28 protein-coding genes are annotated in these 20,906 nt (G+C 70.4%); 1 reads left to right on the top strand and 27 read right to left on the bottom strand.

Going from position 1 to position 20,906, the window contains the following annotated elements; genetic code table 11:
* Positions 1–31: 31 nt before the first annotated feature.
* The 3 genes from AC5K6T_RS15405 to AC5K6T_RS15395 are packed head-to-tail and all read right to left on the bottom strand — an operon-like array spanning position 32 to position 2,510.
* Positions 32–1,252 carry a hypothetical protein gene (locus AC5K6T_RS15405; RefSeq protein WP_493209426.1) on the bottom strand — a complete coding sequence of 407 codons (1,221 nt, stop codon included), beginning with the start codon at positions 1,250–1,252 and terminating at the stop codon, positions 32–34.
* A 9-nt stretch (positions 1,253–1,261) separates the two neighbouring features.
* Positions 1,262–1,633: a hypothetical protein gene (locus AC5K6T_RS15400; protein WP_391601339.1), complete on the bottom strand. Its 372-nt coding sequence runs from the start codon at positions 1,631–1,633 to the stop codon at positions 1,262–1,264.
* Positions 1,634–1,667: 34 nt separating this feature from the next.
* Positions 1,668–2,510: a DNA-processing protein DprA gene (locus AC5K6T_RS15395; protein ID WP_493209424.1), complete on the bottom strand. Its 843-nt coding sequence runs from the start codon at positions 2,508–2,510 to the stop codon at positions 1,668–1,670.
* 110 nt (positions 2,511–2,620) lie between these two features.
* Between AC5K6T_RS15395 and AC5K6T_RS15390 the strand changes: the two genes are divergently transcribed.
* Entirely contained in the window at positions 2,621–3,865 is a 1,245-nt protein-coding gene (locus tag AC5K6T_RS15390) for an IS110 family RNA-guided transposase (protein WP_493208129.1), read from the top strand.
* Between the two features lie 77 nt (positions 3,866–3,942).
* On the opposite strand, the gene AC5K6T_RS15385 is transcribed toward AC5K6T_RS15390, so the two are convergent.
* From AC5K6T_RS15385 to AC5K6T_RS15270, 24 genes are all read right to left on the bottom strand, one after another.
* A complete protein-coding gene (locus AC5K6T_RS15385) occupies positions 3,943–4,143 on the bottom strand; it encodes a hypothetical protein (RefSeq protein ID WP_493209422.1) in 201 nt (66 codons plus the stop codon).
* An 86-nt stretch (positions 4,144–4,229) separates the two neighbouring features.
* Positions 4,230–4,754: a single-stranded DNA-binding protein gene (locus AC5K6T_RS15380; RefSeq protein ID WP_493209421.1), complete on the bottom strand. Its 525-nt coding sequence runs from the start codon at positions 4,752–4,754 to the stop codon at positions 4,230–4,232.
* Between the two features lie 42 nt (positions 4,755–4,796).
* A complete protein-coding gene (locus AC5K6T_RS15375) occupies positions 4,797–5,594 on the bottom strand; it encodes a hypothetical protein (RefSeq protein WP_493209419.1) in 798 nt (265 codons plus the stop codon).
* A 41-nt stretch (positions 5,595–5,635) separates the two neighbouring features.
* The gene (locus AC5K6T_RS15370; protein ID WP_493209417.1) at positions 5,636–6,250 is read right to left on the bottom strand and encodes a cell envelope biogenesis protein OmpA; all 615 of its coding nucleotides are present in this window, start codon (positions 6,248–6,250) and stop codon (positions 5,636–5,638) included.
* 59 nt (positions 6,251–6,309) lie between these two features.
* The gene (locus AC5K6T_RS15365; RefSeq protein ID WP_493209416.1) at positions 6,310–6,729 is read right to left on the bottom strand and encodes a hypothetical protein; all 420 of its coding nucleotides are present in this window, start codon (positions 6,727–6,729) and stop codon (positions 6,310–6,312) included.
* Between the two features lie 106 nt (positions 6,730–6,835).
* Positions 6,836–7,210 carry a hypothetical protein gene (locus AC5K6T_RS15360; RefSeq protein WP_493209414.1) on the bottom strand — a complete coding sequence of 125 codons (375 nt, stop codon included), beginning with the start codon at positions 7,208–7,210 and terminating at the stop codon, positions 6,836–6,838.
* A 131-nt stretch (positions 7,211–7,341) separates the two neighbouring features.
* A complete protein-coding gene (locus AC5K6T_RS15355) occupies positions 7,342–7,719 on the bottom strand; it encodes a hypothetical protein (protein WP_493209413.1) in 378 nt (125 codons plus the stop codon).
* Between the two features lie 95 nt (positions 7,720–7,814).
* Positions 7,815–9,317 carry a ParB/RepB/Spo0J family partition protein gene (locus AC5K6T_RS15350; RefSeq protein ID WP_493209411.1) on the bottom strand — a complete coding sequence of 501 codons (1,503 nt, stop codon included), beginning with the start codon at positions 9,315–9,317 and terminating at the stop codon, positions 7,815–7,817.
* Positions 9,318–9,531: 214 nt separating this feature from the next.
* The gene (locus tag AC5K6T_RS15345; protein ID WP_493209409.1) at positions 9,532–10,026 is read right to left on the bottom strand and encodes a hypothetical protein; all 495 of its coding nucleotides are present in this window, start codon (positions 10,024–10,026) and stop codon (positions 9,532–9,534) included.
* Positions 10,027–10,076: 50 nt separating this feature from the next.
* Positions 10,077–10,517, bottom strand: a complete 441-nt coding sequence (locus AC5K6T_RS15340) for a hypothetical protein (RefSeq protein ID WP_493209407.1) — start codon at positions 10,515–10,517, stop codon at positions 10,077–10,079.
* A 171-nt stretch (positions 10,518–10,688) separates the two neighbouring features.
* Positions 10,689–11,306 (bottom strand): hypothetical protein, encoded by a 618-nt coding sequence (locus AC5K6T_RS15335; RefSeq protein WP_493209406.1) that lies wholly within the window; start codon positions 11,304–11,306, stop codon positions 10,689–10,691.
* Between the two features lie 138 nt (positions 11,307–11,444).
* Positions 11,445–11,684: a hypothetical protein gene (locus tag AC5K6T_RS15330; RefSeq protein WP_493209404.1), complete on the bottom strand. Its 240-nt coding sequence runs from the start codon at positions 11,682–11,684 to the stop codon at positions 11,445–11,447.
* A gap of 63 nt (positions 11,685–11,747) precedes the next feature.
* Entirely contained in the window at positions 11,748–12,092 is a 345-nt protein-coding gene (locus AC5K6T_RS15325) for a hypothetical protein (RefSeq protein ID WP_493209403.1), read from the bottom strand.
* A gap of 249 nt (positions 12,093–12,341) precedes the next feature.
* Positions 12,342–13,205, bottom strand: a complete 864-nt coding sequence (locus AC5K6T_RS15320) for a DUF8829 domain-containing protein (protein ID WP_493210784.1) — start codon at positions 13,203–13,205, stop codon at positions 12,342–12,344.
* Between the two features lie 295 nt (positions 13,206–13,500).
* On the bottom strand, positions 13,501–14,112 hold the full coding sequence (locus AC5K6T_RS15315; protein ID WP_493209401.1) for a hypothetical protein: 612 nt from the start codon (positions 14,110–14,112) through the stop codon (positions 13,501–13,503).
* A gap of 208 nt (positions 14,113–14,320) precedes the next feature.
* Positions 14,321–14,614 carry a hypothetical protein gene (locus AC5K6T_RS15310; RefSeq protein WP_493209400.1) on the bottom strand — a complete coding sequence of 98 codons (294 nt, stop codon included), beginning with the start codon at positions 14,612–14,614 and terminating at the stop codon, positions 14,321–14,323.
* Positions 14,615–14,665: 51 nt separating this feature from the next.
* Positions 14,666–14,908, bottom strand: coding sequence for a hypothetical protein (locus tag AC5K6T_RS15305; protein WP_459754537.1), 243 nt, complete (start codon positions 14,906–14,908; stop codon positions 14,666–14,668).
* A 134-nt stretch (positions 14,909–15,042) separates the two neighbouring features.
* Positions 15,043–15,375, bottom strand: a complete 333-nt coding sequence (locus AC5K6T_RS15300; RefSeq protein WP_493209398.1) for a hypothetical protein — start codon at positions 15,373–15,375, stop codon at positions 15,043–15,045.
* A gap of 14 nt (positions 15,376–15,389) precedes the next feature.
* Positions 15,390–16,256 carry a hypothetical protein gene (locus AC5K6T_RS15295; protein ID WP_493209396.1) on the bottom strand — a complete coding sequence of 289 codons (867 nt, stop codon included), beginning with the start codon at positions 16,254–16,256 and terminating at the stop codon, positions 15,390–15,392.
* Between the two features lie 174 nt (positions 16,257–16,430).
* The gene (locus AC5K6T_RS15290) at positions 16,431–17,117 is read right to left on the bottom strand and encodes a hypothetical protein (protein WP_493209395.1); all 687 of its coding nucleotides are present in this window, start codon (positions 17,115–17,117) and stop codon (positions 16,431–16,433) included.
* A gap of 531 nt (positions 17,118–17,648) precedes the next feature.
* A complete protein-coding gene (locus tag AC5K6T_RS15285) occupies positions 17,649–18,827 on the bottom strand; it encodes a DUF932 domain-containing protein (protein ID WP_493209393.1) in 1,179 nt (392 codons plus the stop codon).
* A gap of 150 nt (positions 18,828–18,977) precedes the next feature.
* On the bottom strand, positions 18,978–19,238 hold the full coding sequence (locus AC5K6T_RS15280; RefSeq protein ID WP_493209391.1) for a hypothetical protein: 261 nt from the start codon (positions 19,236–19,238) through the stop codon (positions 18,978–18,980).
* 90 nt (positions 19,239–19,328) lie between these two features.
* Positions 19,329–19,709 (bottom strand): hypothetical protein, encoded by a 381-nt coding sequence (locus AC5K6T_RS15275; protein WP_493209390.1) that lies wholly within the window; start codon positions 19,707–19,709, stop codon positions 19,329–19,331.
* Positions 19,710–19,802: 93 nt separating this feature from the next.
* The gene (locus tag AC5K6T_RS15270; protein ID WP_493209388.1) at positions 19,803–20,174 is read right to left on the bottom strand and encodes a hypothetical protein; all 372 of its coding nucleotides are present in this window, start codon (positions 20,172–20,174) and stop codon (positions 19,803–19,805) included.
* Positions 20,175–20,906: the final 732 nt, after the last annotated feature.

Genomic DNA, 20,906 nt, shown 5'->3' with positions numbered 1-20,906 from the left:
GGTCCTTCCGGAGGGCGGTGGTCGGGGCGGTTCAGGCGAGCGGGAGTTGGGCGGCGGCACCGGAGAGCAGGGCGTCCCACTCCTCCTCGAAGGCCTCGTCCTGCTTGTTGATCACGCGGGCGGGGGCGGTGGCGAAGAGTTCCTCCGCCATCGGCCACGCCTTCGCGCGGCGGCGCACCCAGGAGCGGGCGCGCCCGTAGATGGGGTCGTGCTCGACGTCGACGTGGTGTCGCTCGGAGACGGAGATCAGTCGCCGGGCGAGCTGCTGGGGGCGGCCGAGGTCGACGCGCTCGGTGGAGCGCATCACCGGCCGCCGCTTTCCGGAGTCGGACAGCAGGAACAACCGGCGCACGTGGTACAGCGCCCACGGCGTGTCGAGCTCCCGCTCGAATGCCTCCAGGCACGCCCGGTCCCGCGGCCGCGAGGGGTCAAACATCTCCAGGAGGGTCTTGCGGCCGTAGAGCTTCGCGTTGGGGTTGAGGCTCATCGCCGTGTACTCCAGGCGCAGCACCTCACCGGCGATGTCCGGATGGGAGCGCATGCGTTCCAGGTGGGCGGGCAGCGCGCCCATGGAGGTGGGGAAGCAGCAGAAGGTGCAGTACGACTTCGGCCAGTGCACGCCGAACCGGTCCAGGAGGTAGGCCTCGCACTGCTGCCGGTCCCAGCCCCAGTCGATGAGCGGGAACACGCCCGTGCGTCCGGGGACCTTCGAGGCGGCCTGGTCGCCGAAGCGGCGGCCTTCCTCGTCGGCGTTGAAGCCCATGATCTGCCTGAACGGGCGGCCGCCGAAGACCTGAGTGATCCACCGGTCGCCGACCTCGCCTTTTGCACGCAGGCTGCACTTGCGGACGCCGGCCTGCTGCGGGACGGTCCCCACGGACTCCAGCTCGTCCCACAGCGTCCACAGGCCCCGGGCGAACAGCCGCTCGGGATGGCGGGAGTCGTCCAGGATCGTGATCCCGTCGGCCTTCAGGTGCCCGGCCCGCGCCAGCTGCACGAACCGCACGCCGCGGGAGCGCAGCAGCGGAAGCATGAACTCCTCGCACAGCAGCCGGGTTTCGGGCCACTCGCTGCCGGTGGCCATGTAGAGGACAGCGGTGCGCGCCAGGTCGATGCCGTGCGCGGCGGGGTCGGTGAGCATGCGCGCGAGGTAGGCGGTGGAGTCCGCGCCGAGCCCCCAGTTGATGACGGTGTCCAGCTCGTCGTCGGTAGCGAGGCCGGGCAGCGACGGTGTGAACGCAGTGCTAGGCATGGCGGTGCGTCACTCCTTCGCGATCCGGTCGGGCAGGGGCTGGGCGGGGATGATGAGGACCAGGGCGTCGGCGAGCCACGGGTCGCAGGTCGGCCAGGGATGGCCGTTGGACAGCACGACGACGGGGCCGGGTTCGTGGGTGAGGTGGCAGCACACGCCGCACTGGCAGGCCGGGTCGTAGGGCTCGGGGTGGGCGGTGTACTGGTCGTTGAAGTAGTCGGCGCCGCGCAGGGAGACAGCGGCCAGGATCAGGTCGCCCTCGACGACGTCGCCAGCGCGGGCCACGCGCGCGTGAACGGGGTCGGCGAGCAGTGGGGCGTGGTCGGCGTCGTCGGGGTAGGCGGTGACGACGGCCTCGAAGAAGTCGACGTGCTCAGGCACGGCACGGTCCTCTCACGGGAGGGCGGTTGGGGTCTCAGAGCAGGGCGAGCGCGGCTGCGGGGTCCGCGACCAGGACGGCGCGCTGCTCGGCGAGCAGGCGGGCGCTGCCGCTGGAGTGGACGTCGCCGTCAGGGGGCGCGGCGAGCAGGGGCCGTTTGAGGGCGAGGGCGGACTCGGCGGTGCGGGTCGCCTCGGCGTGGTCGAGGGCCTCGATGAGGATCACCGCGCGGGCGAGTGCGGCCAGCAGGCGGGCGCTGGCGTGGAGCGTCGCGCCGCTGACTGCGGTGCCGGGCCGGTAGGGGCTGACCACTGCGCCGCCGCCGGCGGGGATGGAACTCAGCAGCTGGGCGTGGTCGTGGGGGTGGGCGCGGTCGAGGCCACGCGGCAGGACGGCCAGCGTCGACCGGCCCGCCTGAGCGGCTGCCCGGTGGGCGGCGGAGTCGACGCCGTAGGCGAGTGTGGCGGTGACCGTGTGGCCGGCCTCGGCGACCGCCGCGGCGAAGGTGTGCGTGTGGGCGATGGCCTGCTCGGTGGCGCTCCGGTTGCCGGTCACGGCGACGGAGCGGGCGGTCAGCTGGGGCATCTGGTCGCTGCCGCGGACCCACATGCCCAGCGGGCAGTGGGGCCCGAGGTCCTCCAGGGCGATGGGCCAGACCTCGTCCGAAGGGATGACGAACGGGCAGGTCAGCGATCCAGCGCACCTTCGGTGCGCGCCGGGGGCGTGGTAAATGTCGTGGCGTGCGCCGAGGTGCTTCCTGTCTGCCCTGACGGGGGTTGATGCCGGTCCGGGACGCTGGTGGGGTTCGTTCCGGCCGAAGCCGATTGCTCTGTGATGCCGGTGAGCTCGCAGGTCAGCGTGGCGCTGAGGGCCGTCCACGGGAACCGTGGAGTGTTGCTGCGAAGCACGGGCGTCAGAATTCCTGTTCCACCCTGGCCCTCCCGGAACGGCGTACCGCTTGGCCGTTCGGTGAGGGAGGGAGCGGGGCCGTGGACGTGCTGCACGAACGCTGCGCCGGTGTGGACATCAGCAAGAAGGACGCCAAGGCGTGTGTCCGCAGCCCGAGTACGAAACGGCGAGGCTCTTTCACCAACGAGACCACGACCTGGGGCTCGACCACGAACGCCGTGCTCGCCCTGCGGGATCATCTGGTCGCTGCCGAGGTCACCCTCGTCGTGATCGAAGCGACCTCGGACTACTGGAAGCCGTTCTACTACCTGCTGGCCGAGGACCTGAACGTGATCCTGGTCAACGCCCGGCAGGTCAAGAACCTGCCCGGCCGCAAGACGGACGTTTCCGACGCCGCCTGGCTGGCTCAGCTCGGCGCACACGGCCTGGTCCGCCCCTCGTTCGTGCCACCCGCACCGGTGCGCGAACTGCGGGACCTGACCCGGGCCCGCACCCAGATGACCCGCGAACGCGGGCAGATCGTCCAGCGGCTGGAGAAGCTGCTGGAGGACACCGGCATCAAACTCGCCGCGGTCGCCTCCGACATCATGGGCGTCTCCGGCCGGGCCATGCTGGAGGCCCTCATCGGCGGGGAACGCGACCCGCAGACGCTGGCAGACCTGGCCAAACGCAAGCTCCGCAACAAGATCCCCGAACTCACCGAGGCCCTGACCGGCCGCTTCCGCGACCACCACGCCTTCCTCACCCGGCTGCACCTGGACCACTACGACCAGCTCACCGACGCCATCGGACAGCTCGATGAGCGGATCGAGGAGGCGATGGCCCCCTTTCGTCCCGCCCTCGACCTGCTCGACACCATCCCCGGCATCAACCAGGCCGTCGCCGAAGTGATCATCGCGGAGACCGGCGGCGACATGGCCCGGTTCACCTCCGCCAGGCACCTCGCGTCCTGGGCCGGGGTCTGCCCCGGCCACCACGAGTCCGCCGGCCGCACCAAGAACACCAAGGTCCGCCCCGGCAACCCGTACCTCAAAGGAGCCCTCGGCCTGGCCGCCTTCGGCGCGGTGAGGACCAAGGACACCTACCTCCAGGCCCGCTACAAGCGGCTGACCGCCCGCCGCGGCCCGATGAAGGCCCTGGTCGCCGTCGAGCACTCGATCATTACCGCGATCTGGCACATGCTCACCGACAACGTCCCCTACCGCGAGCTCGGCGGCACCTACTTCGCCCAACGTGACCCCGAACGCGCCACCCGCCGCGCGATCACCGCGCTCAACCAGCTCGGCTACACCGTCACCCTCAACCCGATCGAGGACGCAGCCTGACGCCCAGGGCCCGGACACCCGGCGACCACCACGGCCACCGGGCACTCAGATCTGCCTCACGCCACCCTGACCTCCACCTATTTACGCGTCAGAGTTGCGTTGTCGAGTTCTTCGCGCGGCTTGTACTGGGCCAGGTGCCCGCTGTTGTCGCGGCGCACGCGCCGCTGCCAGACCTCGGCAGGGGAGTAGTTGGCGAGGTCGGCGGCGACCTGGTCCGGGGCGAAGTGGGCGGCCAGCGCGGCGCGGGCGGCACGTTCGGGCAGGGCGGGCTCGGGCATGGCGGCCTCTCGGGCATGGCGCGGCACCGGCAGGCGAACCGGTACCGCGCCGGGGTGGGCGGTGAAGGGGAAGAAGGGGCAGAGCGTCAGCGGCCGACGTGCAGGGGAGAGCCGTCGGCGCCGGAGGCGGCGGTGCTGGACCAGCCGGAGGACCTCTGCTTTTCCCACCAGGCCGGAGGATTGCCGGGCTGCCTGGTGGGGGGACAGTGCGCGCTCGGAGCGGCGGGCTGAGGCGTCGGGGGAGGGGTGACGGGAGCGGCGGCGGCCGGGCTGGGCAGGCTGGCTTCGGTGTAGGCGATGCGCTGGCGCAGGCTGATGCCGATGTCGTCGACGCTCAGGTAGATGGAGTTGTCCTTGATCTCGGTGATGCGGCCCTTGACCAGGACGGTGACTCCGCTGGTGAGGGATTCGGCGGCGTTGCGGGCGAGGTCCCGCCAGGCGGTGCACACGTAGGGGATCGGGGTCCCGTCCCGCCACTTCTGTGTGGCGGCGTCCCACTGGCTCGGGGTCTCGGTGAGGCGGAAGCGGCAGACGGCGATGCCGGATTCGGTGAAGCGGCATTCGACGTCGTTGGTGACGGTGCCGGACACGTGCGTGATCGACGGGGCCATGCGAACACCTCCTATCTCAAATAATAGTGTATTCTGGTTGAGTCAATCCCCCCTCGTCCTCTGCATCCAGCGGCTCAGCCGTCGCAGCCACTGCCGCCACCCTCCGGATGCCGCTGGCGCCAGTGTGGCGCCTCCGCTGAACACCGTGGAGTCCCCGATCTCCACCTGCAAAGGCACCGTCTGCCCGGGCTGGACGAGCAACTCGTCGGTGGTGTCTTGGTGAACCGATACCCGCACGGCCTGCATGTCGGCGTCCAGGTAGGCGAAGACCAGGACTCCGGCGATCTCGATGCAGGGCAGGCCTTCGTCGTCGGGGCCGACCATCGGATGGAAGACGGCTGCACTGTTGACCTTGGCGCAGACCTCCTCGTCCGGGAAGCGGAAGCCGCCCGGAGCAGGCAGGATCCGCACCAGCCGGCCGATGTCCTCGGCGTACAGCGAGTAGTGCTCCTCTCCACGTTCTTGGTCCGCCCCGTAGTACATGTCGACGGCCTCACGGTCGTTCAGGGGCGGGTGCTCCGGGATGCCGTCGTCCCCGAGCAGGTTGTCCCAGCGCTTGCGGACGTGCCCGGCCAGGGCGGCCAGCGCGGAGTCCTCGTCGTTCCACAGCGTCACCTCGTCCGCGTGACGGTCCTGGCGACGCAGCACCCAGACGCTGCCCGCGACGAGCCGTGTGCGGGGCACCGGGCCGGTGAAGTCGAAGCGGGCGAGCCACTTGCCGAGGATGTCGACGGTGTCGGCACCGGGCCACTCGTCGGTGCGCTCCTGAAGCGCGTTCATCTGCTCGTACAGGTCGATGACTGCTACACCCTCGGGCGTGGCCGGGTCAGGCGTGATCACGGAAACCTCCTTCAACGAAGGGATGGTGCGGCGAGTGGGGGTCACGGGTGGCCGTCCACGAGGCTGCGCACCAGCCCCATCAGGCGTTCCTGCTCGGCCGTGAGCTGGGCGGTGCGCAGGACGCGCCTGCGCAGGACAGGCACGTCGAGGCTGATGCCGAAGGGAACATCGGGCCGGTCCGGCGGGAAGACCAGACGGTAGTTCCGGGTGTGGATCATCCATGCCTCGTACCGGTCGGCCGGGCTGCCGCTGCGGGCGGCGTGGCCCTCGTCGGGCGAGAGGGCCGGGCACAGGCAGGACGGATCGGTGCAGGGCCTCCCGGCCGGATGGCTGGCCAGGACGGGACGCTGCCGGTAGTGCGTGGCCGTGCCGTTGAGCATGGGACAGTGCGCGGCGGCGTACGGCAGGCACTCCGGGTGCAGCGCCGGTTCCGGGGAGCAGCCCTGGGGCACGTCGGCCGGGCGCACGATCAGGAAGCACCGCTCGTCCAGGTGCTGGCCGCAGATCTGGCACAGGCGGTGCAGGAACGCGGTACGGGCCCGCTCGGCGTCGAGACTGCCGAATGCCGCGTGGCCGCCGTGGATCAGAGACACCCACGGCACCACCAGCCCGCCCGCCAGCGGCCGGCGCGCACAGCGTTGAGGAATCGGGTGCATTGGTGACGTCCTTCGGATCGCGGGAATGTGGGTCGGCTGGGAGTGACGACGGCCGGGCATCAGCTGTCCTCCGGAGGGGGCGGGCCGGTCAGGAGCGCTTCCCAGTGGGCGTAGCGGCAGTCGGTGGCGGCGTGCAGGCGCAGGTGCAGCCAGGCCAGGTCCTGCCCGGCCCGCAGGACGGCTTCGGCGCCGATGGCCGCGGCCCGGGGATACGCCGTCCCGTCGTCCGGGTCGGCGGCCGCCACAATCAGGCCCGGCCGGTGGGGCATGTGTCGGAGCGTGAAGTTCGTGTAGCTGCGGTCGTCCAGGAGCACGAGCGGAGCGCTCTGGTACTCCTCGGAGGTGAACAGAGGTGAGGGCAAGTGCTTCACAGGGACCGGGCACGGCAGCAGTCCGATCGGGTCGTCGTCGAGGCGGTCGCTGATGACCAGCACCGGCTGGTGGGGTCTCTCCTCAAAGGCCTGTGCGGAGGCGGACATGGTGGGTGGCACGTCACTTTCGCGGGACAGCCGGACGGGCTGTCCCGCCTCGCGCGGGTCCGGATCCGCCTGCGCCGCACGCGGCGGTGCGACGCAGGCACGCGGGTCAGTCCTCGACCAGCTCCAGGCAGGAGATCGGGACACCGTTGCTGGGGATCCGGAAGTGCCGGACGTTCTCCGGGATGCGGTAGTGGCTGTTGCGGGGGTGGGCGCGCAGCTGCCGGGTCGACTCCTCGTCGAGCAGGAAGCCCGCACGACTGCCGGTGCGGTTGCGTTCCTGCACGGTGCCCGTCAGGCCGCGCAGCAGCTTCGAGCGCAGGGCGGGGGTGATGCGTGCCCGGCGCCCGGACTGGATGTGAGCGAACGCGGCCTTGTCGATGGCGCGGAGCCGCTGTGCGGCGGCCTCCTGTACCTGGGCGACGGCTGCCGCGTCGGGCAACTGCCGGATGAAGTCCCGGACGTCGTCGATGGTGATGGGCATGCTGGTTCGCCTCTCTGCGTGGAGGGGTGGACAACCGGCCGGGCACGGGGTGTGCCCGGCCGTGGGGTGGAGGAGCCATTCGAGGCGGCGCGGTGGGGCGGGTATGCGGGCTCAGCCCCAGTCCGGGCGGTCTAGGAGTCGGCCGGGATGTCGGTGAGTTCGATGCAGGAGGCCGGGACCTTCGGGATGCGATAGCGCTTCTCGCCGTCGGGGACGGTGAAGCGGGTGTTGTGCGGGTCGCGGCGCAGCTGGTCGGTGGAGTCCTCGTCCAGCAGGAAGTCGAAACGGCTGCGGGTCTTGTTGGGTTGTCCGACGGTGCCGGTCAGGCGGCGCAGGCAGGCAGGAGTGATCGTGGTGTTGATCCGGCCGATGCGGCCCGGGAGGATGACCGGGCGCTTGGCGGCGTCCAGTTCGATCAGACGCGTGGCCGCCGCCTCCTGGAGAGCGACCACGGCTCCGACGTCGGACAGTCCGCTGACGAAGGTGCGGATTTTGGCAAGGGTGGGCATGGGGCGCCTCTTTCCTGGTTCGTGATGGGGCCGAGGGGTCGGTCTGGCGTTCCGGGGCGGGCACCGGATGTCGGCAGCCGCCGGATCCGCGTGGGTCAGGCCGCAGCCTTGGGCCGGTGGCTGGCGACGGCCTGCTGCTCGACCTCGGACAGCTGGTAGCTGCCGTCGTCGGCCTGTCCGAGGGATTCCAGGAGCAGCAGGTAGGCGGCCTGGAGCCGGTCGGGGGACTCCCAGAGGTAGACGTGCGTCATCCGGGCGGTGTCGAACTGCTTGGGCTCGCGGATGGCGTCCTCGAACGCGGCGGCGACCTGGGCGAACAGCACGTTGGCCAGACGGTTCTTGGGGAAGCTGGCGGCGGTCTCGGAGGCCGAGTCGTTCTCGGGGTCCTGGGCTCCGAGCAGCAGCGCCACGGTCTGGGTGCGCTGCTTGTCGGCCCACTTGCCGTAGAAGCGGGGCAGGTCCATCAGGATCTGCTGGGCGAACAGCCGGGCCTCGTCGGGCAGGGTCTTGCCGCGCACCAGCCGCTTGACGAACTCCTGCCTCGGTCCGGCGGCGGCCTTCCAGGCCCGGTTGCACGCCACGATCCGGGCCCGCTCCTCGGCCTTGTGCTCGTCCTCCTCGGTCTTGGGCTTCTTCGGCTGGGCCCGGACCTTGTGGCCGTACGCGGCCGGGTCGGCGCAGTGCCACACGGGCCGGTGCTCGTCGTCGAGGCGAGCGCTGTGGCCGGGGCAGTTCTTGTGGTTGTCCTCGGTGAGCGGGTTGCCCAGCCCGCTGGTGAGCTCGGTCAGGGGCCGGGACGAGTCCTTCTCGTAAGACGGCACCCTGCCCAGCAGGGGGATGTTCGCCGCCCTCAGCTCCTCCTCGGCCCTGGCACGGGTCTCGGCGTCGGCCTGCTCGGCGCGCAGCAGGGCCATCTCCTGATCCCAGTGGCCGCGCCCGCCCTTGCCCTCGGCGTGGTCGCGCGAGAGCGCCCGCATGAGCCGGTCCTCCGCGCCCCGCACGCCCGCGACCTCGGCGAGCTGGGCGGTCTGCTCCAGGTCCATGCCTGCCGCCGCTGTACGGCGCAGCGTGGCGTCGTTGAGCTTCTGCGCCGCCTTCGCCTGCTTGGCTGCGTTGCGGCCCACACCGAGGGCCTTGGCGGCCGTGCGCCGGTCGACGTCGGTCATGTCGATCAGGGCGAGTTCCTGGGCCCGAAGGGTGTCGCGCTCGCTCATACCCTCGCGGTGGTCGTTCTCGACCAGGGACAGAAACCGAGTCCAGCCGTCGCGACCGACCAGGTCCTCCCGCACGTATGCCATGACTAGGCGTACGGGGCGGCCGTCCTGCTCGGCGGCGGCGTTCGCGGCCTGCGCCGCCTGGGCGCGCCGCCAGCCCTTGAAGACGCCGTAGGTCCCGTCAGGCCGGGGCCGGACACTGATGGGCTCCTCGACGCCGAGTTCCTTGACGGACGCGATGAGCTTCTCGTCCGGCTCGGTGTCGTGCTCGCGCGCGTTGCACTCGTCGCGCACCAGCAGTGCCGGGTCGAGCTTGACGACCTGCGGCGCGGCCTCCTCGTGTTCGTCGCTCTTGTCGGTCGGAGTCGAGACGGCGGTGGCCATGCGGCTCTCCTTCTCCTTGCCTCATCGGTGAATTGGCGGGAACCAACTTCCTTGCATTAAAAATAATAGTGTGATTCTTGGTGAGGGCTAGATACCCTCTGACCAGCGGAAATGCCGGTCCGGTGTGCTACCTGCGCCTCCGAACTGCCTTGCGAGCGGCGTCCGTTCGGTGCTCGGGTGGTGTGGGTTGTACGGGGGTGGCCGGCGGCCGGGTTCAGGCAGTGGACGGGCGCTGGCTGTGGAGGTGGGCGGCCCGGATCTCGGCGTCCAAGTCCGGGTGCTGCCGGGATGCCGAGGGCAGCAGTGCATCGCGGACGTCCATAGCCCGGGTGAGGACGCCCAGTTGCGCGGGGGACGGCACCCAAGAACCCTGCTCGTCGGCGTCCAGGGCGGCCAGCAAGTCTTCGGCGGCCTGGACGTCCTTAGCACGCCGGTACACCGGGTGGGTCCGGTTGAGCCGCAGGGCGAGGACCAGGCTCGCGCCCAGGTGCGGGGCGTGGCAGCGACGGGCGGGTGTGATCACCTGGTGGCTGTCCGGCACGGGGAGGACCTGGAGCACGCCCGCGAGCACAACGAGCCGTTCGTCGCTCTGTACGGGGAACGTCGACTCGGCGGCGCGGTTGCCGCAGGACCGGCAGGCGTAGGACCCCGGATCCCGGGGCTCGTAGCGGCCCCCGTGGCAGATGTGGCAGAGGATCGGAACCGGCATGGCGCGGACCTCCTTCGCGCGGGCGCCGCAGCGCCCGCACGGATCGACAGTCAGGGTTTCTCGCGGGTGACCTGGCGGGTTGGCAGGTGGATGCGCAGGACGTCCTCGTGCCCGGGCGGGTCCAGTGCCGCGAGCCGGTTGAGTGCATCGGTCAACTCCGGGTCGGCGAACACCTCCTCGGCCAGCGCCGCCTCGCCCACCGGCACGGCCACCGCCGTGGTGCGGGTGTGCCTGAGATCCGGAACGTCCTCGGTGCTCGCGAGCGCCGCGATGAACGGGCTCCATCCGACGTGCATGCCGTCCGCGGTCCGGCGCTCCGTCGTCGTGAAGTACGCGGCGACCACCGGGCGGCCGTCGCCGGGCTGCTCCGCTACGAACTCCAGGACTCGGTCGACGGCGACCTGCCGCCACGCCTCCTCGGTAGCGGAGAGGGCTTCGATGATCAGCGCGTCCAGGGATCTGGGTGCAAGACGGCGAAGCGCGTCGTGCACCGGAGGATCGGTCGGCGCGGCCAGCAGTTGGGCCAGATCGAGGGGCTTCGTCGGCGGTGTCCTTCCTCGCGTGCGGCTGGGGCGGCCGTGCGCGCCATCGAGGCTCCAACAACATCAATAATAGTGTGTTTGCGGCAGGTGTGAACCCGCCCCTGACCTGCTGCTTTGTCGCTATTCGCGGTCCCGGTGCGGCGGCAGCGGGAAGCTGCGCCGGGGGCCGAGCCGCACGCACCGCTCGCCGTACGCCGTTACGCGGTTGGCGGTGCACTCGCCCCACCGGCACTCGAAGTCCTCGCGCGGCCCGCACAGCAGGCAGCGCCCAAGGGCGATCCCGTGCAGCTCGCACAGTTCCCAGCGCTTGCGCTGCGGCAGCAGCTCAAGGGCTGGGCGGGGGCGCTCGAGACGGGCGGGCTCGGCGGCCGGGAAGGACTCGTCCCCGTCGCGCACCCAGCGCGGTGACAGCTCATCGAAGCGCTCGGGCGTGGTGTAGTACGGCTGGCCGGCCGTAGTGAACACCGTGGACAGGTGGCCGTTGGAGACGAGCGTCTCCAGGCGGCGGTGGCTGAACTCCCGCATGAGGGAGAGCATCTCGTCCTGGCGCAGGCTCCAGGCGTACCCGTACCGGCGCAGGATGCGTCGCTCGGTGGCCGCCGGGCCGCTCTGGGCGGCGTCGAGTGCCTCCACGGCCGCGATGGCGGCCGTGGGGTTGGAGGCCAGTTCGCGCGCTGCGTCCTCCGCGGCCGAGCGGGTTGTGTGGCTGCTGAGCGTGTACCCGTGGAGCTGGTCCACGACCTGGTGGGCACCTTCGTGCCCGGTGACGGCGTACCGGACGGGCGGCTTGGGGCGGCGTCGGGGTATGACGGAACTCCATCCGTGCAAGGGGCCTGCGGGGTCTGGGCAGTTGCTCGGCCGGGGAGGGGGTGCCGGTCAGGCGGTGGGCAGCGGCGTGTAGGAGGAGAAGACGTAGTGGCCCAGTTCGCGCAGGGCGCCGGCGGTGAGTTCCACGGCCGCAGGGCTGTTGTCCGTCGGGCGGGTGTACGCCTCGATCTCGCTGTTCCAGGTGAATCCCTGGGCTGTGAGGGTCTCCTCGGTGCCGGGCGTGAGGTCGTCAGAGGACCTGGGGGCGGCGACCAGTCCGTGGGCGGGGTCGGGTACGACCAGGAACACCGGGTCTCCTTCCGGCGCGGGCCACCCGGACGGGGCGGCCCGCAGGTCAGGGCTGACGGCTGGTCAGTGAGTGACGGTGACGGTGTAGTCGGCGTCCAGGACGGCGAGCGCGGCACGGATGGCGGCGCGGGTCTCCTGGCTCGGAACTGAGTAGGGGAAGTCCAGGGCGTGCACGGCGTCGTCCAGGTCGAGATCGCGTATGGGCAGTGTGTATCCGCTGCGGTAGAGGGCGACGGCGGTTGCGGTGGCGACGCGGCTGCGGTTGTAGGCGATGGCTTCCTCGGCGGTGACGTCGGTGCCGAGCGCTTCGCGTGCGGTGGGCGGCAGCGCCGCGATCCCGGCGCTGAACCGGCGGGCCGGAATCCGGAGGCGTGCCGATCGCAGGGCGCGGCGCAGCGTTCGAAGCATGGCAACTCCTGGGATTGGAAGGGGGAAGGGGCCGCCACGGGGGGGAGGTGACGACCCCTTAACCTCACTACTAATAATAGTGTGAGGTGTGAGGATGTGAACCCACCCCTGACCTGCGCAAACGAGGAGAGTGCGCGAGGGCAGAGCCTCGGCGTGTGCGCCGCCAGGGATGTGGGCGCCGCCCTGGTGTACGCCTGAGAACTGGGGTCGTCGCCCTGGCGGGCGGGTGCCGGCGGCGGCCCGGCTCGTTCAGTGATGGTGTCCCGGCGTCGGGCCGTCCGGGCTGAGGTCGGGCGGCGCGCAGTAGTCGACGTCCGATTCCGGGGAGATGGGGTCGCCGGAGTCGATGTCGGTGCAGTAGGCGTCGAAGACTTCTCCGGCCGTGAGGGGTTCGAGGTCTCCCGCTCGCAGCCGCCAGCCGTAGACGCGGTCCGGGGCGCCTGGGCTGCGGGTCCTCATGATGAGTGCACCGGGCAGGGCCGCGAGACCGAGCGCGAGGACCGTGGTGAATTCGAGGGCCTCGGTGTCGTCGAGGTGGGTCGCACCGTCGGGGTCCGTGTCCGCGTGGACGGAGACCAGCGTCTCCGGCGTTGCCGAGACGCTGCACACCAGGTGGCGGTGGCCAGGGTCGGCCGTGTCGAGGATGCGGACGAGGAAGTCTCGGGCGCGGGCGAAGGCCTCTTGGCCGACGTCCTTTCCGCAGGCGGCGCAGGCGCCGAGGCGGGCCAGGAGTGTGGAGGCGTACTCCCAGGTGGCCTTGCGGACGGCTTCGTCGATCAGGGCCGGGACGAGCTCGGCCAGGGGCTCGCCGTCGTACGGGATGGTGGGGCCCGTCGTGGCAGCCTCGGCGGTAAAGCGGGTGCGGCTGGACGGGTTGTCGGGGTCGAGGCCGGTGTGGGCGCAGAAGTCGGCGTACTCCTCGGGATCGAAGAGGGCGAGCATGGTGTGCATGCCCTGCGGGGCACGGGCCTTGAGAAGGTCCTCAACCCCTGGCAGGTAGGTCGCGTAGTCGTCGAAGGCGAAGCTGCGGTAGTGCCGCATGGCGCGGAAGTCGTGCTCGTCGGTGAGCAGCCCGATGGTGCCCGAGATTTCGCGGCGCAGAACGCGGCGCATCGTCTGGCGGTCGGTACGTGCCGCATCTCCTCCCGTGCGTGATCGTTCGGCGTCGGGCTCGTTCTGGCGGCACTCGGAGGGCGGGGATGTGTAGGTCACGTGCGGCCTTTCTCGTGGGTGAGTTAGCGGACCGCCTCTGCGGGGACGGATGGCAGGAGCGGCCCGCTCGCGCTGGCCGGTCGTCGGGGGCGTGCGGCTGGCGGGCGGCGGTCCCTGCGGGGGTGGTGGACCCCGCCTTGCATGTTCAATAATAGTGTGTTTATGGAAGTTAGGAACCCACCCCTGACCTGGTTGTTCACTCCCGCGTGGGTTGGGCGAACGCAGCCAGCATGGAGATCACTCGGGCGGGGCGGCTGGATGCTTCGACGGTCACCGACTCCCCGGAGGCTCCGACGATTACGCACACGCTGTCCACTTGGACGGGGCCCTGCCGGCCGGGCGGGCGGGCGTCGTGCTGCCAGATGATCCGTGTACGCCGGTACTGCTCCTCGATGCGGGCGCCGGGGAGCGCGCCGGCCACGGCTTCGGCGACTGCGGCGCGGGCGCTGGCCTCCGCCTGCTGTCGGGCGGCGATCTGGGTGGCCAGTTCGGCGGCCTCGGTGTGCAGCGGGTAGAGCCGCCGGGTGATCTCGCGTGCCACATGGCGGGCGCTGATCGCTGTGACCCCGATCGACGGGGTCTGCACCTGGGTCTCGTCCGGGAGGGCCGCGTAGACCTTGAGCCTGCTGGGCTGCTCGTCGTCGGGTTGGCACAGGCGTACGGCGCGGCCGTCGCCGTCGACGATGAGCCGTGCCAGACCGCGGGAGTACTCGGGCAGCGGGGCGGTCCGGCAGTGCGTGCCCAGCTCCCGCGCCACATCGTCGGCGAATACGTCGAATTGCTCCTGGGTGCTCAACTCCTGCGGCATGGCGGCGTCTTCACTCCTTCGGGAGGGTGGTGGGTGCCCGGCTCGGGCGGCGCGGGCGCGTCCTGGTCGCGGGGCTCGGCGTCTCGGCGGAAGTCCTCGGCGGTGTAGCCGGTGTCGCACGTCGGCTTACAGAACTGGCCCGGTGCTGCGCCGCACGTCTCGCACCAGTCGTCGAAGTCTTCGGGGCGCCACGGCCGCAGCGGGCCGGTCACGCGGGGAACGCCCGGATGTGGTCGACGACCGCCCGGGCGGACAGGACCGGAGACCGGTGCATCGGCTCGGTGCACTGGGCCTGCCAGATACTCGCGGGCCGGGACGGGGTGATCTGGTTGCTGGTGGCCGGGCTGATGCTCCACTCGCGGCCGTGCGCGTCGGTGGCGGTGTAGGTCAGGAACTCGGGCTTGTCCTGGCGGCCGTTGTCCCTCCAGGAAAGGCCGGCGGCCGTGAGGGCGTGGCCCAGCTGGGCGCAGCGCTCGCGGGTGATGTGACCGAAGGTGGCCAATGCGCGGTCCCTTCTGTGACTGGCGGCGGTGGGAGGCGGGCGGGCGGCGGGTCAGGTGCGGCCGGACGGCTGGGGCTTGCGGTAGCGGTACAGGAAGCGCGCGGCCCATTTCCGGCTGGCGAATCCGGGGATCCCGCCGCCGCTGCCCGGGCGGTTGCCCGGATACTCGGCGACCCACTGGCACACTTCCGGGTCGTGCCAGACGACGCCGTAACTGGTGCTCGGGTCCTGGCGGTCGAGGACCTGGTAGCCGTACGAACCGGTGTTGCGGGGGAACGTGAACTCCTCGGGCATCGCGGCCCTTTCGGTTGGTGCTTGGGTGCGGGAGGGGGCGGTGTGGGGGAGAAAACCCCCTCCCGCAACATCTATAATAGTGTGATCTAGGATGGCGTGAACCCGCCCCTGACCTGCGGCTTTTGAGGCCGAGATCAGCGCATGAGCATGCGGGGACCGGCGGTGACCGCGTCGGGCGGCTGGTGGTCGCGGTAGTCCGAGACCTTCACGTACCCGCCCGGCATCGTGTCCAGCCGCAGACCGGGCCCCCAGCCGTCGGTCACGTCCTGGGGGAGGTTCTCGACGTCGTCCGCCTCGACCTGCTCGGCCCAGCCGGTCACTTCGCGGCCGAGGGCCCGCCGCCACGCCAGCAGGACGGGGAAGAGCTGGCCGCAGTCGTCGACCAGGGCGACTGCGCGGGCCTCGTTCGGGCCCGGGCACTCGGCGTAAGTGGGCGTCTCGGGGCGGGTGCGCTCTCCAAGGGTCATCAACCAGCGCATCATCACGACATCTCCAGTTCCAGGCGCGCCGCGTGCGGGGCAGCGTGCGCGGACGGTTGCGGGTGCCGGGCCGGGCGCCGTGAGCGCTGCTGGGCGCGCAGGGAGTCGGCTTCGGCCTGGGCGCGGCGGGCGTGCTCGTGCTCTCGGGCGGCCGCGGTGAGGCAGTACGGGGCCCACCACTGCTTCACGGCGACGGTGCGGGCCAGCGAGTTGGGGAGTACCGAGTAGGGGAGGTCGGCCAGCATCAGCAGCAGGACCGGGTGCGGAGAAGCGAGGAACCAGCGGGCGACGGTCCACCAGGCGGCCACGGCGGCGCGCCGCGCGGGGTGGGCTGCGCGTGCCTCCCGCTCCAAGCGGGCGGCTTCGGCCTGGTGGTGGGCGGCCGACCAGGTGAGGAAGCGCAGCAGGGCGGCAGTGTCCCGCTGCCGGGAGACGTCCAGGATCACGGGCAGGTCGTCGCGCTGTGCGACATGGGCGGCGCAGGCGCGCAGGACGGCGGTGAGTGTCGCTGCCGTTTTCTCGGGCGGCTCGTGTCCGTCGGCGGACGTCATCGGATACACGCTGACCTGGGGGCGGTCGGCGTAGTCGTCGGGGTAGAGGGTCAGGCTGCCGTGGTAGCGGGTGCGGCTGCGGGTGAGCCGCGGTAGGGCGTCGTCGGGGGCGGTGGTCTGGTAGGCGTTGACGGGGCCGAGGCAGGCGCGTACGGCGGTGAACTGGTCCCAGTGGTGGGGGTGGTGGGTGCCGGTGACGTGCACGCTGCCGCGCATCGCCCCGCCCAGCTCTAAGACGACGGCGTCGTCCTGGCGGGGGCCGGCGGTGGCGCGCACGGTGCCGGCGGGCGTGTCGACGGTCAGGCTCTCGCTGGTCATGGGCTGCGGCTCCTCGGCGGTTCGGTTCGATTCGGTGAGCGGGGGCCTGCCGCCCCGCGCTCGCCGAAGGGGAGGGCGCGGGCGGCGGGGCGGCAGGTCTTCGGCCAGTGGCGCTCTGGCCGGGGCGGGCCGTCCGCCGCCGGGGGGACGGGGGCGGCGGACGGCGTCTGTGGGTTACTCCTGCGGCGGCTTGTGGCGGCGCAGGTTGTCCCGCTCGGTCAGGGACACTTCCTTTCCGCACGGGCATTCGCCGTAGCGGCGGCCGTGCAGGTGGAAGAACTTCGGTCCGGTGTTCTTGGCGTTGACGGTGCGGATGGTGCCCGGGACCGGGGCGGTATTGGTGCAGTAGCCGTTGGCGGTAACGGCGGGGGCGTCAGCCACCGGGGGCTCTCCTCGTCGGTGTCGGGGATCTCGGGCAGCTCCGGGGCGTCGTAGACCAGGTGCAGCGGCGCGACGGCGTCGGGGTGGGGCATGACCGCCTCCTGGAGTTCGCGGCGGTCCATGGGGTGCAGCCGTCCATCCCGTACGGGTCCAGCCGCAGGCGCGCGGGAACGGCTCGTCAGCGGTCGTGGCCACCAGGACGGCGCGCCGGATGGTGCTGTACTCCAGGGCGAACGTCAGCAGCGCGAAGAACCGGAGGTAGCCCTCCTCGGTGTGCTTCACCCGCAGCGGCGACGCCCCGACGGACAGAGTCAGGTCGGCGGTGACGATCGTGTCGTTGGTGCGCTCGGCCACGATGTTGAACTGGTGGCTGCCCTCGCCGAGTGCGACGAGTAGGGCGGTGAGCGCGTTCATGGCGCGGCCCATGGCGGCCGCCGTGGCGGCGTCGTCGGGGCGGGTGAGCTCTTGTCGTGGGGGCATGCGGCTACTCCTTGCGGACGGGGCGGTGAGTACCGGGGCCGGCGTGCGCGTCCTGTGGCGCGGCAGGGGTCGTCTTTGGCGCGCGGGCTGCTCCGCAGACGCGACGCGCTGCCGCTACGCGGCAGGGGCTGGCGGGGAGCGCTCCGCGCTCCTGATGTGGGGGTGAGCGCTCCGGGCTCGGGCGGTGCTGCCGCTGTGGGCCGGTGGGGCCGGGCGGGCACCCGTGAGGGGGTCGGGATGCCCGCCCGGTGGTCAGGGGGTCAGACCGTGGTGAGTGCGCATGCCTTCTCCACCTGCTGACCCGCTCGGCGCGGGGTTGCCTCTCTCGCGCTCCCTGTTTGACCAGACTGCGCCCGTGCATGAGGGGCATTCACAGTCGTCGTCGCCTGGTCGGCCGGAATAGTCGGGTCTGGGATCGCTGTCTGGTGGTGAGTAGTCGAACATTCAGCACCCGATTCTGTTGCTGGCCGGTTGGCGTGGGTGCCCGTGCGGGCCGGGCTCGGGGAGGTTCCCGGCCCGCACGGGGGTCTGTCAGCCGTGCGAGGCTGCGGCCGTCAGGGCGGGCACGGCGAGTGCCTCCAGAGCGGCGGCCTGGTCGGCGTCGGTGAGGGTTTGCGCGGTCGACGTGATGGCCTGCATCACGCCCCCGGCCGTCATCTGACCGCCCCGCACGAAGTGCGAGAGGATCATGTCCTTGGCCTCGGTGCCGATGCTGAGCGTCTTGGTGACGTGCTCGATGGTCTTGGTCGGCTCGTCCAGGGTCTTCCCGGCGGCGGCTTCCATCTCGTGCACCTTGGCCTCGACGTACTCCCGTGACAGGAACGTGCGCACGGCGTCGGCGGTCTTGGACGTGATCAGCTCCAGCGTCTTGCGCTGGGTCTGGCCGGACCAGGACACAACGCCCTCGTCCTGCTTGCCTCCGAGGTGCACGGCGCGCATGACGTCCTTGGTCTGGGTCAGACCGTTGCGGCAGACCTGGATGACCGCGCGCGGGGTGATGGTGTACGCCCCGGAACCGACTTCGCTGTTGGTGATGACGAAACCGGCAGAGATCAACGGCAGTTCGTCGCCGCTGCGGCCGTCGAACGGGGAGCGGTAGCCGCGCAGCAACTCGCGGGCCTGCACGGCTACTTCCTCGGACTCGACGCGCACGTACATGCGCCGGTCCGTCAGGTCGCACCCCGTGACGCGGGTGGGGTGGCCGGACTGCTTCACCCCGTCCAGGGCGGCGAGCAGCATGTCGAAGTTGTCCATCAGCTTGTAGGAGTCGCTGAGCAGCGCGCGGGCCACGCCCTCGGCGGGCGGCATGCCGGGGCCACTGTCGCCCCGGAACGCGCGGAGCATGAAACGGCGCTGCGGCTCCTCGCGCAGCCACGCGTTCACGTTCTCGTCCAGCAGCGGGACGTTCTCGGCGCGCATGCGGCGCAGGTAGGCGAGCGGGATACGGAGCTTGTCTGCGATCCCCTCGTCGGCCACGGCGGTGGGCCGGTAGATGCCGTCCACGTCCGTGACACCGTCCTCGGTGATCAGGGACTCCACACCCTCGACGTGCACGTTTCCCTCACGGAACCGCAGCGCGGACGCGGGGGCGATCACGTCCAGCTTGCGCCGGTTCTGGTCCTCCAAGATGCGGACCAGGTCGGAGAGTTCGGCGTTGCGGGCACCGGTGGGGGCCACGTTCGTGGCGCGCTCGGCGAACTGCTGAGTCATGCGGTTTTCTCCCCTTCGTGTTGGCTTCTGCGGTTCGGGGGGCGGGGCCACCGCCCCCCGAACAAGTTCAATAATAGTGTGTTTCATGGGTGAGTGAACCCACCCCTGACCAGCACGTTTACCCCATGGCGCGGAACACCGGCAACGGCGTCAGGCGGCGAACGCGCGCGTGACGGTCTCTCGGTCGACCGGGACACCCGCCACAGCTGGGGCGGTGTGACCCGTGCGCACCCCCATCGCCCAACCCAACACGAAGAACGGCACGACCGAGTCCAACTGCTCCTGAGACACCCCCAGGGCGTCAGGGTCGCTCACACCGCGCGCCAACTCCCGCAGCGTGTAACCGGCCTGCTCCTCCTCCGCCTGCGTCACCGGCTCACCGGTCCGGCTCACAGTCTGCGTCTCTTCCATGATCCCTCCAGCCGGGGGCCCGGGGCTGCTGCGCCCCGGACCCCCTTGATTCGGGAGCGACGTACTTGTTTGGTCACTCCGCCTTTTCGCCTACCGGCCGTCCATCCCGAGAATGGAGACGATGAATTCCGACCAGTGATAGTGCTCGAAGAATGCCAACGGCACAAGGGCGAACAGTCCGGCCAACAGGTAGTCATCGACCTTGGACCACGTCCGGTATGCCGCGTGGCCGACACTCCTACGCCACGTGATCTCTACCGTGATCTCGCACCCGAACACGCTCGGGTGGAATTCCCGGTGAATCCGGCCCAACTTCCCTCCGGGACGCGACACATGCACGTGGTGGATCCCGTCGGCGCGCTCGGCTATCCGCTCGAATTTCCACGCCTGCCCGGCGACTGCACCCGTCTGCGTGCGCAGGGTGCGACCCGTCCTGATTTCCTCGCCGGTCACACACGATACGAGCTTCATGATCAGTCTCCCCTTTTTCCGATCACGATGTGTGGACCCCCGGGGGAAACGGCGGAATCCTTCGACTGCTTCCCCCGGGGAGTTGTCTGCGGATTACTTCAGGAATCCGCGAGACTGGAGGAATTCAGCCGTGATGTGCGCGATTCCCTGCGGCTTGTAGATCTGCGGGAAACGCCGCATCTCCACTTCGGTGCGCCCGATCTCGTCCGGCTCGGGAAGCTGGTGAACCAGCCGGTAGGGACGGTCACCCGTCGGCATTTCCAGCACGACAGGGCCAACCTTGGTGTCGAAACGAATGCCGGTGTAGTTCGCGTCGGAGTTGTGCACGATGTTCGCGCCTGCCCGCTGGCAGATCAGGGGCAGGAAGTTCGCGATAGTGCGGGCCTGAATTGCGAGACCGGTCATGGGTGCGTCCCTACCGCCGCGCACCCGGCGGACGATTCCGTCAGAGATCTGGATCTCCACGTCTTCCCCTTCGTTGGACTTCTGCGGTTCCCGGGGGTCGCCTCCCCCAGGACTTCAAATAATAGTGGATGTGAGCTGTGAGGGGAAGACCTGTTGCGCCCCGTGTTGCGTACAGGGTTGCGCCTAATGTTGCGTCAGGTGTTGCGCTGGAGGTTGCGGGGGCCTGGCGGCCGGCTTCTACGCCATCCCAGGTCAACGGCCCTGCGGGCGCGTGGTCGGGTTGCTGACATCCCCTCTGCTGCCACTTTTCCCGCGCCGGTTGAAGGATGAGTGAGGTGGGGGCGGGCTGGTCGTTGGGCGGCTGCTTCGGGGATCAGGGGCGGCCTGTGGGTTGGCTGCGCGTCGGCTCCGCCGCCGCGCTGGGCTGGGGGAGGGTCCGGGGAGCCCGGACATGTGGGGCGCGGGGGAGGTGCTGGCGGGGCCGTCCGTGCTCGGCGTGGGTTGTGGGCATGGGTTGTTGGGAACGTTGTCCCGGGGGTATTCTCGGCTCTATTGGGAAAGGGAATAGGGCAATTGAGGAACGGTCGGTTTCAGAATGTCAGCCCGGATGGTTCAGGAATTCCGACCAGCAATCAAGTCGAATGCTGAATAGTTATCAGTTTTTCCCATCGAAATCCTGCCGACCCGTCTAAATCTGACGAGACATCATCTTTTGGTGACTGAACGTCAACCGACCGCCCGGTTGCCGCGCTTTTTGGAGTCCGCGGAGCGGAATCCAGTAGCCGAATCGCG

Source organism: Streptomyces sp. B8-7, from assembly GCF_058833805.1.
Note: the sequence above shows the minus strand (reverse complement) of the source record. Positions and strands in the feature narration are given on the sequence as shown.

Coding starts and splice junctions, on each gene's coding strand:
- AC5K6T_RS15405 (WP_493209426.1), bottom strand. CDS start 1,252: ATGCCTAGCACTGCGTTCACACCGTCGCTGCCCGGCCTCGCTACCGAC.
- AC5K6T_RS15385 (WP_493209422.1), bottom strand. CDS start 4,143: ATGCCCGAGCCCGCCCTGCCCGAACGTGCCGCCCGCGCCGCGCTGGCC.
- AC5K6T_RS15380 (WP_493209421.1), bottom strand. CDS start 4,754: ATGGCCCCGTCGATCACGCACGTGTCCGGCACCGTCACCAACGACGTC.
- AC5K6T_RS15370 (WP_493209417.1), bottom strand. CDS start 6,250: ATGCACCCGATTCCTCAACGCTGTGCGCGCCGGCCGCTGGCGGGCGGG.
- AC5K6T_RS15365 (WP_493209416.1), bottom strand. CDS start 6,729: ATGTCCGCCTCCGCACAGGCCTTTGAGGAGAGACCCCACCAGCCGGTG.
- AC5K6T_RS15360 (WP_493209414.1), bottom strand. CDS start 7,210: ATGCCCATCACCATCGACGACGTCCGGGACTTCATCCGGCAGTTGCCC.
- AC5K6T_RS15355 (WP_493209413.1), bottom strand. CDS start 7,719: ATGCCCACCCTTGCCAAAATCCGCACCTTCGTCAGCGGACTGTCCGAC.
- AC5K6T_RS15350 (WP_493209411.1), bottom strand. CDS start 9,317: ATGGCCACCGCCGTCTCGACTCCGACCGACAAGAGCGACGAACACGAG.
- AC5K6T_RS15345 (WP_493209409.1), bottom strand. CDS start 10,026: ATGCCGGTTCCGATCCTCTGCCACATCTGCCACGGGGGCCGCTACGAG.
- AC5K6T_RS15325 (WP_493209403.1), bottom strand. CDS start 12,092: ATGCTTCGAACGCTGCGCCGCGCCCTGCGATCGGCACGCCTCCGGATT.
- AC5K6T_RS15320 (WP_493210784.1), bottom strand. CDS start 13,205: ATGCGCCGCGTTCTGCGCCGCGAAATCTCGGGCACCATCGGGCTGCTC.
- AC5K6T_RS15315 (WP_493209401.1), bottom strand. CDS start 14,112: ATGCCGCAGGAGTTGAGCACCCAGGAGCAATTCGACGTATTCGCCGAC.
- AC5K6T_RS15305 (WP_459754537.1), bottom strand. CDS start 14,908: ATGCCCGAGGAGTTCACGTTCCCCCGCAACACCGGTTCGTACGGCTAC.
- AC5K6T_RS15300 (WP_493209398.1), bottom strand. CDS start 15,375: ATGACCCTTGGAGAGCGCACCCGCCCCGAGACGCCCACTTACGCCGAG.
- AC5K6T_RS15295 (WP_493209396.1), bottom strand. CDS start 16,256: ATGACCAGCGAGAGCCTGACCGTCGACACGCCCGCCGGCACCGTGCGC.
- AC5K6T_RS15290 (WP_493209395.1), bottom strand. CDS start 17,117: ATGCCCCCACGACAAGAGCTCACCCGCCCCGACGACGCCGCCACGGCG.
- AC5K6T_RS15285 (WP_493209393.1), bottom strand. CDS start 18,827: ATGACTCAGCAGTTCGCCGAGCGCGCCACGAACGTGGCCCCCACCGGT.
- AC5K6T_RS15280 (WP_493209391.1), bottom strand. CDS start 19,238: ATGGAAGAGACGCAGACTGTGAGCCGGACCGGTGAGCCGGTGACGCAG.
- AC5K6T_RS15275 (WP_493209390.1), bottom strand. CDS start 19,709: ATGAAGCTCGTATCGTGTGTGACCGGCGAGGAAATCAGGACGGGTCGC.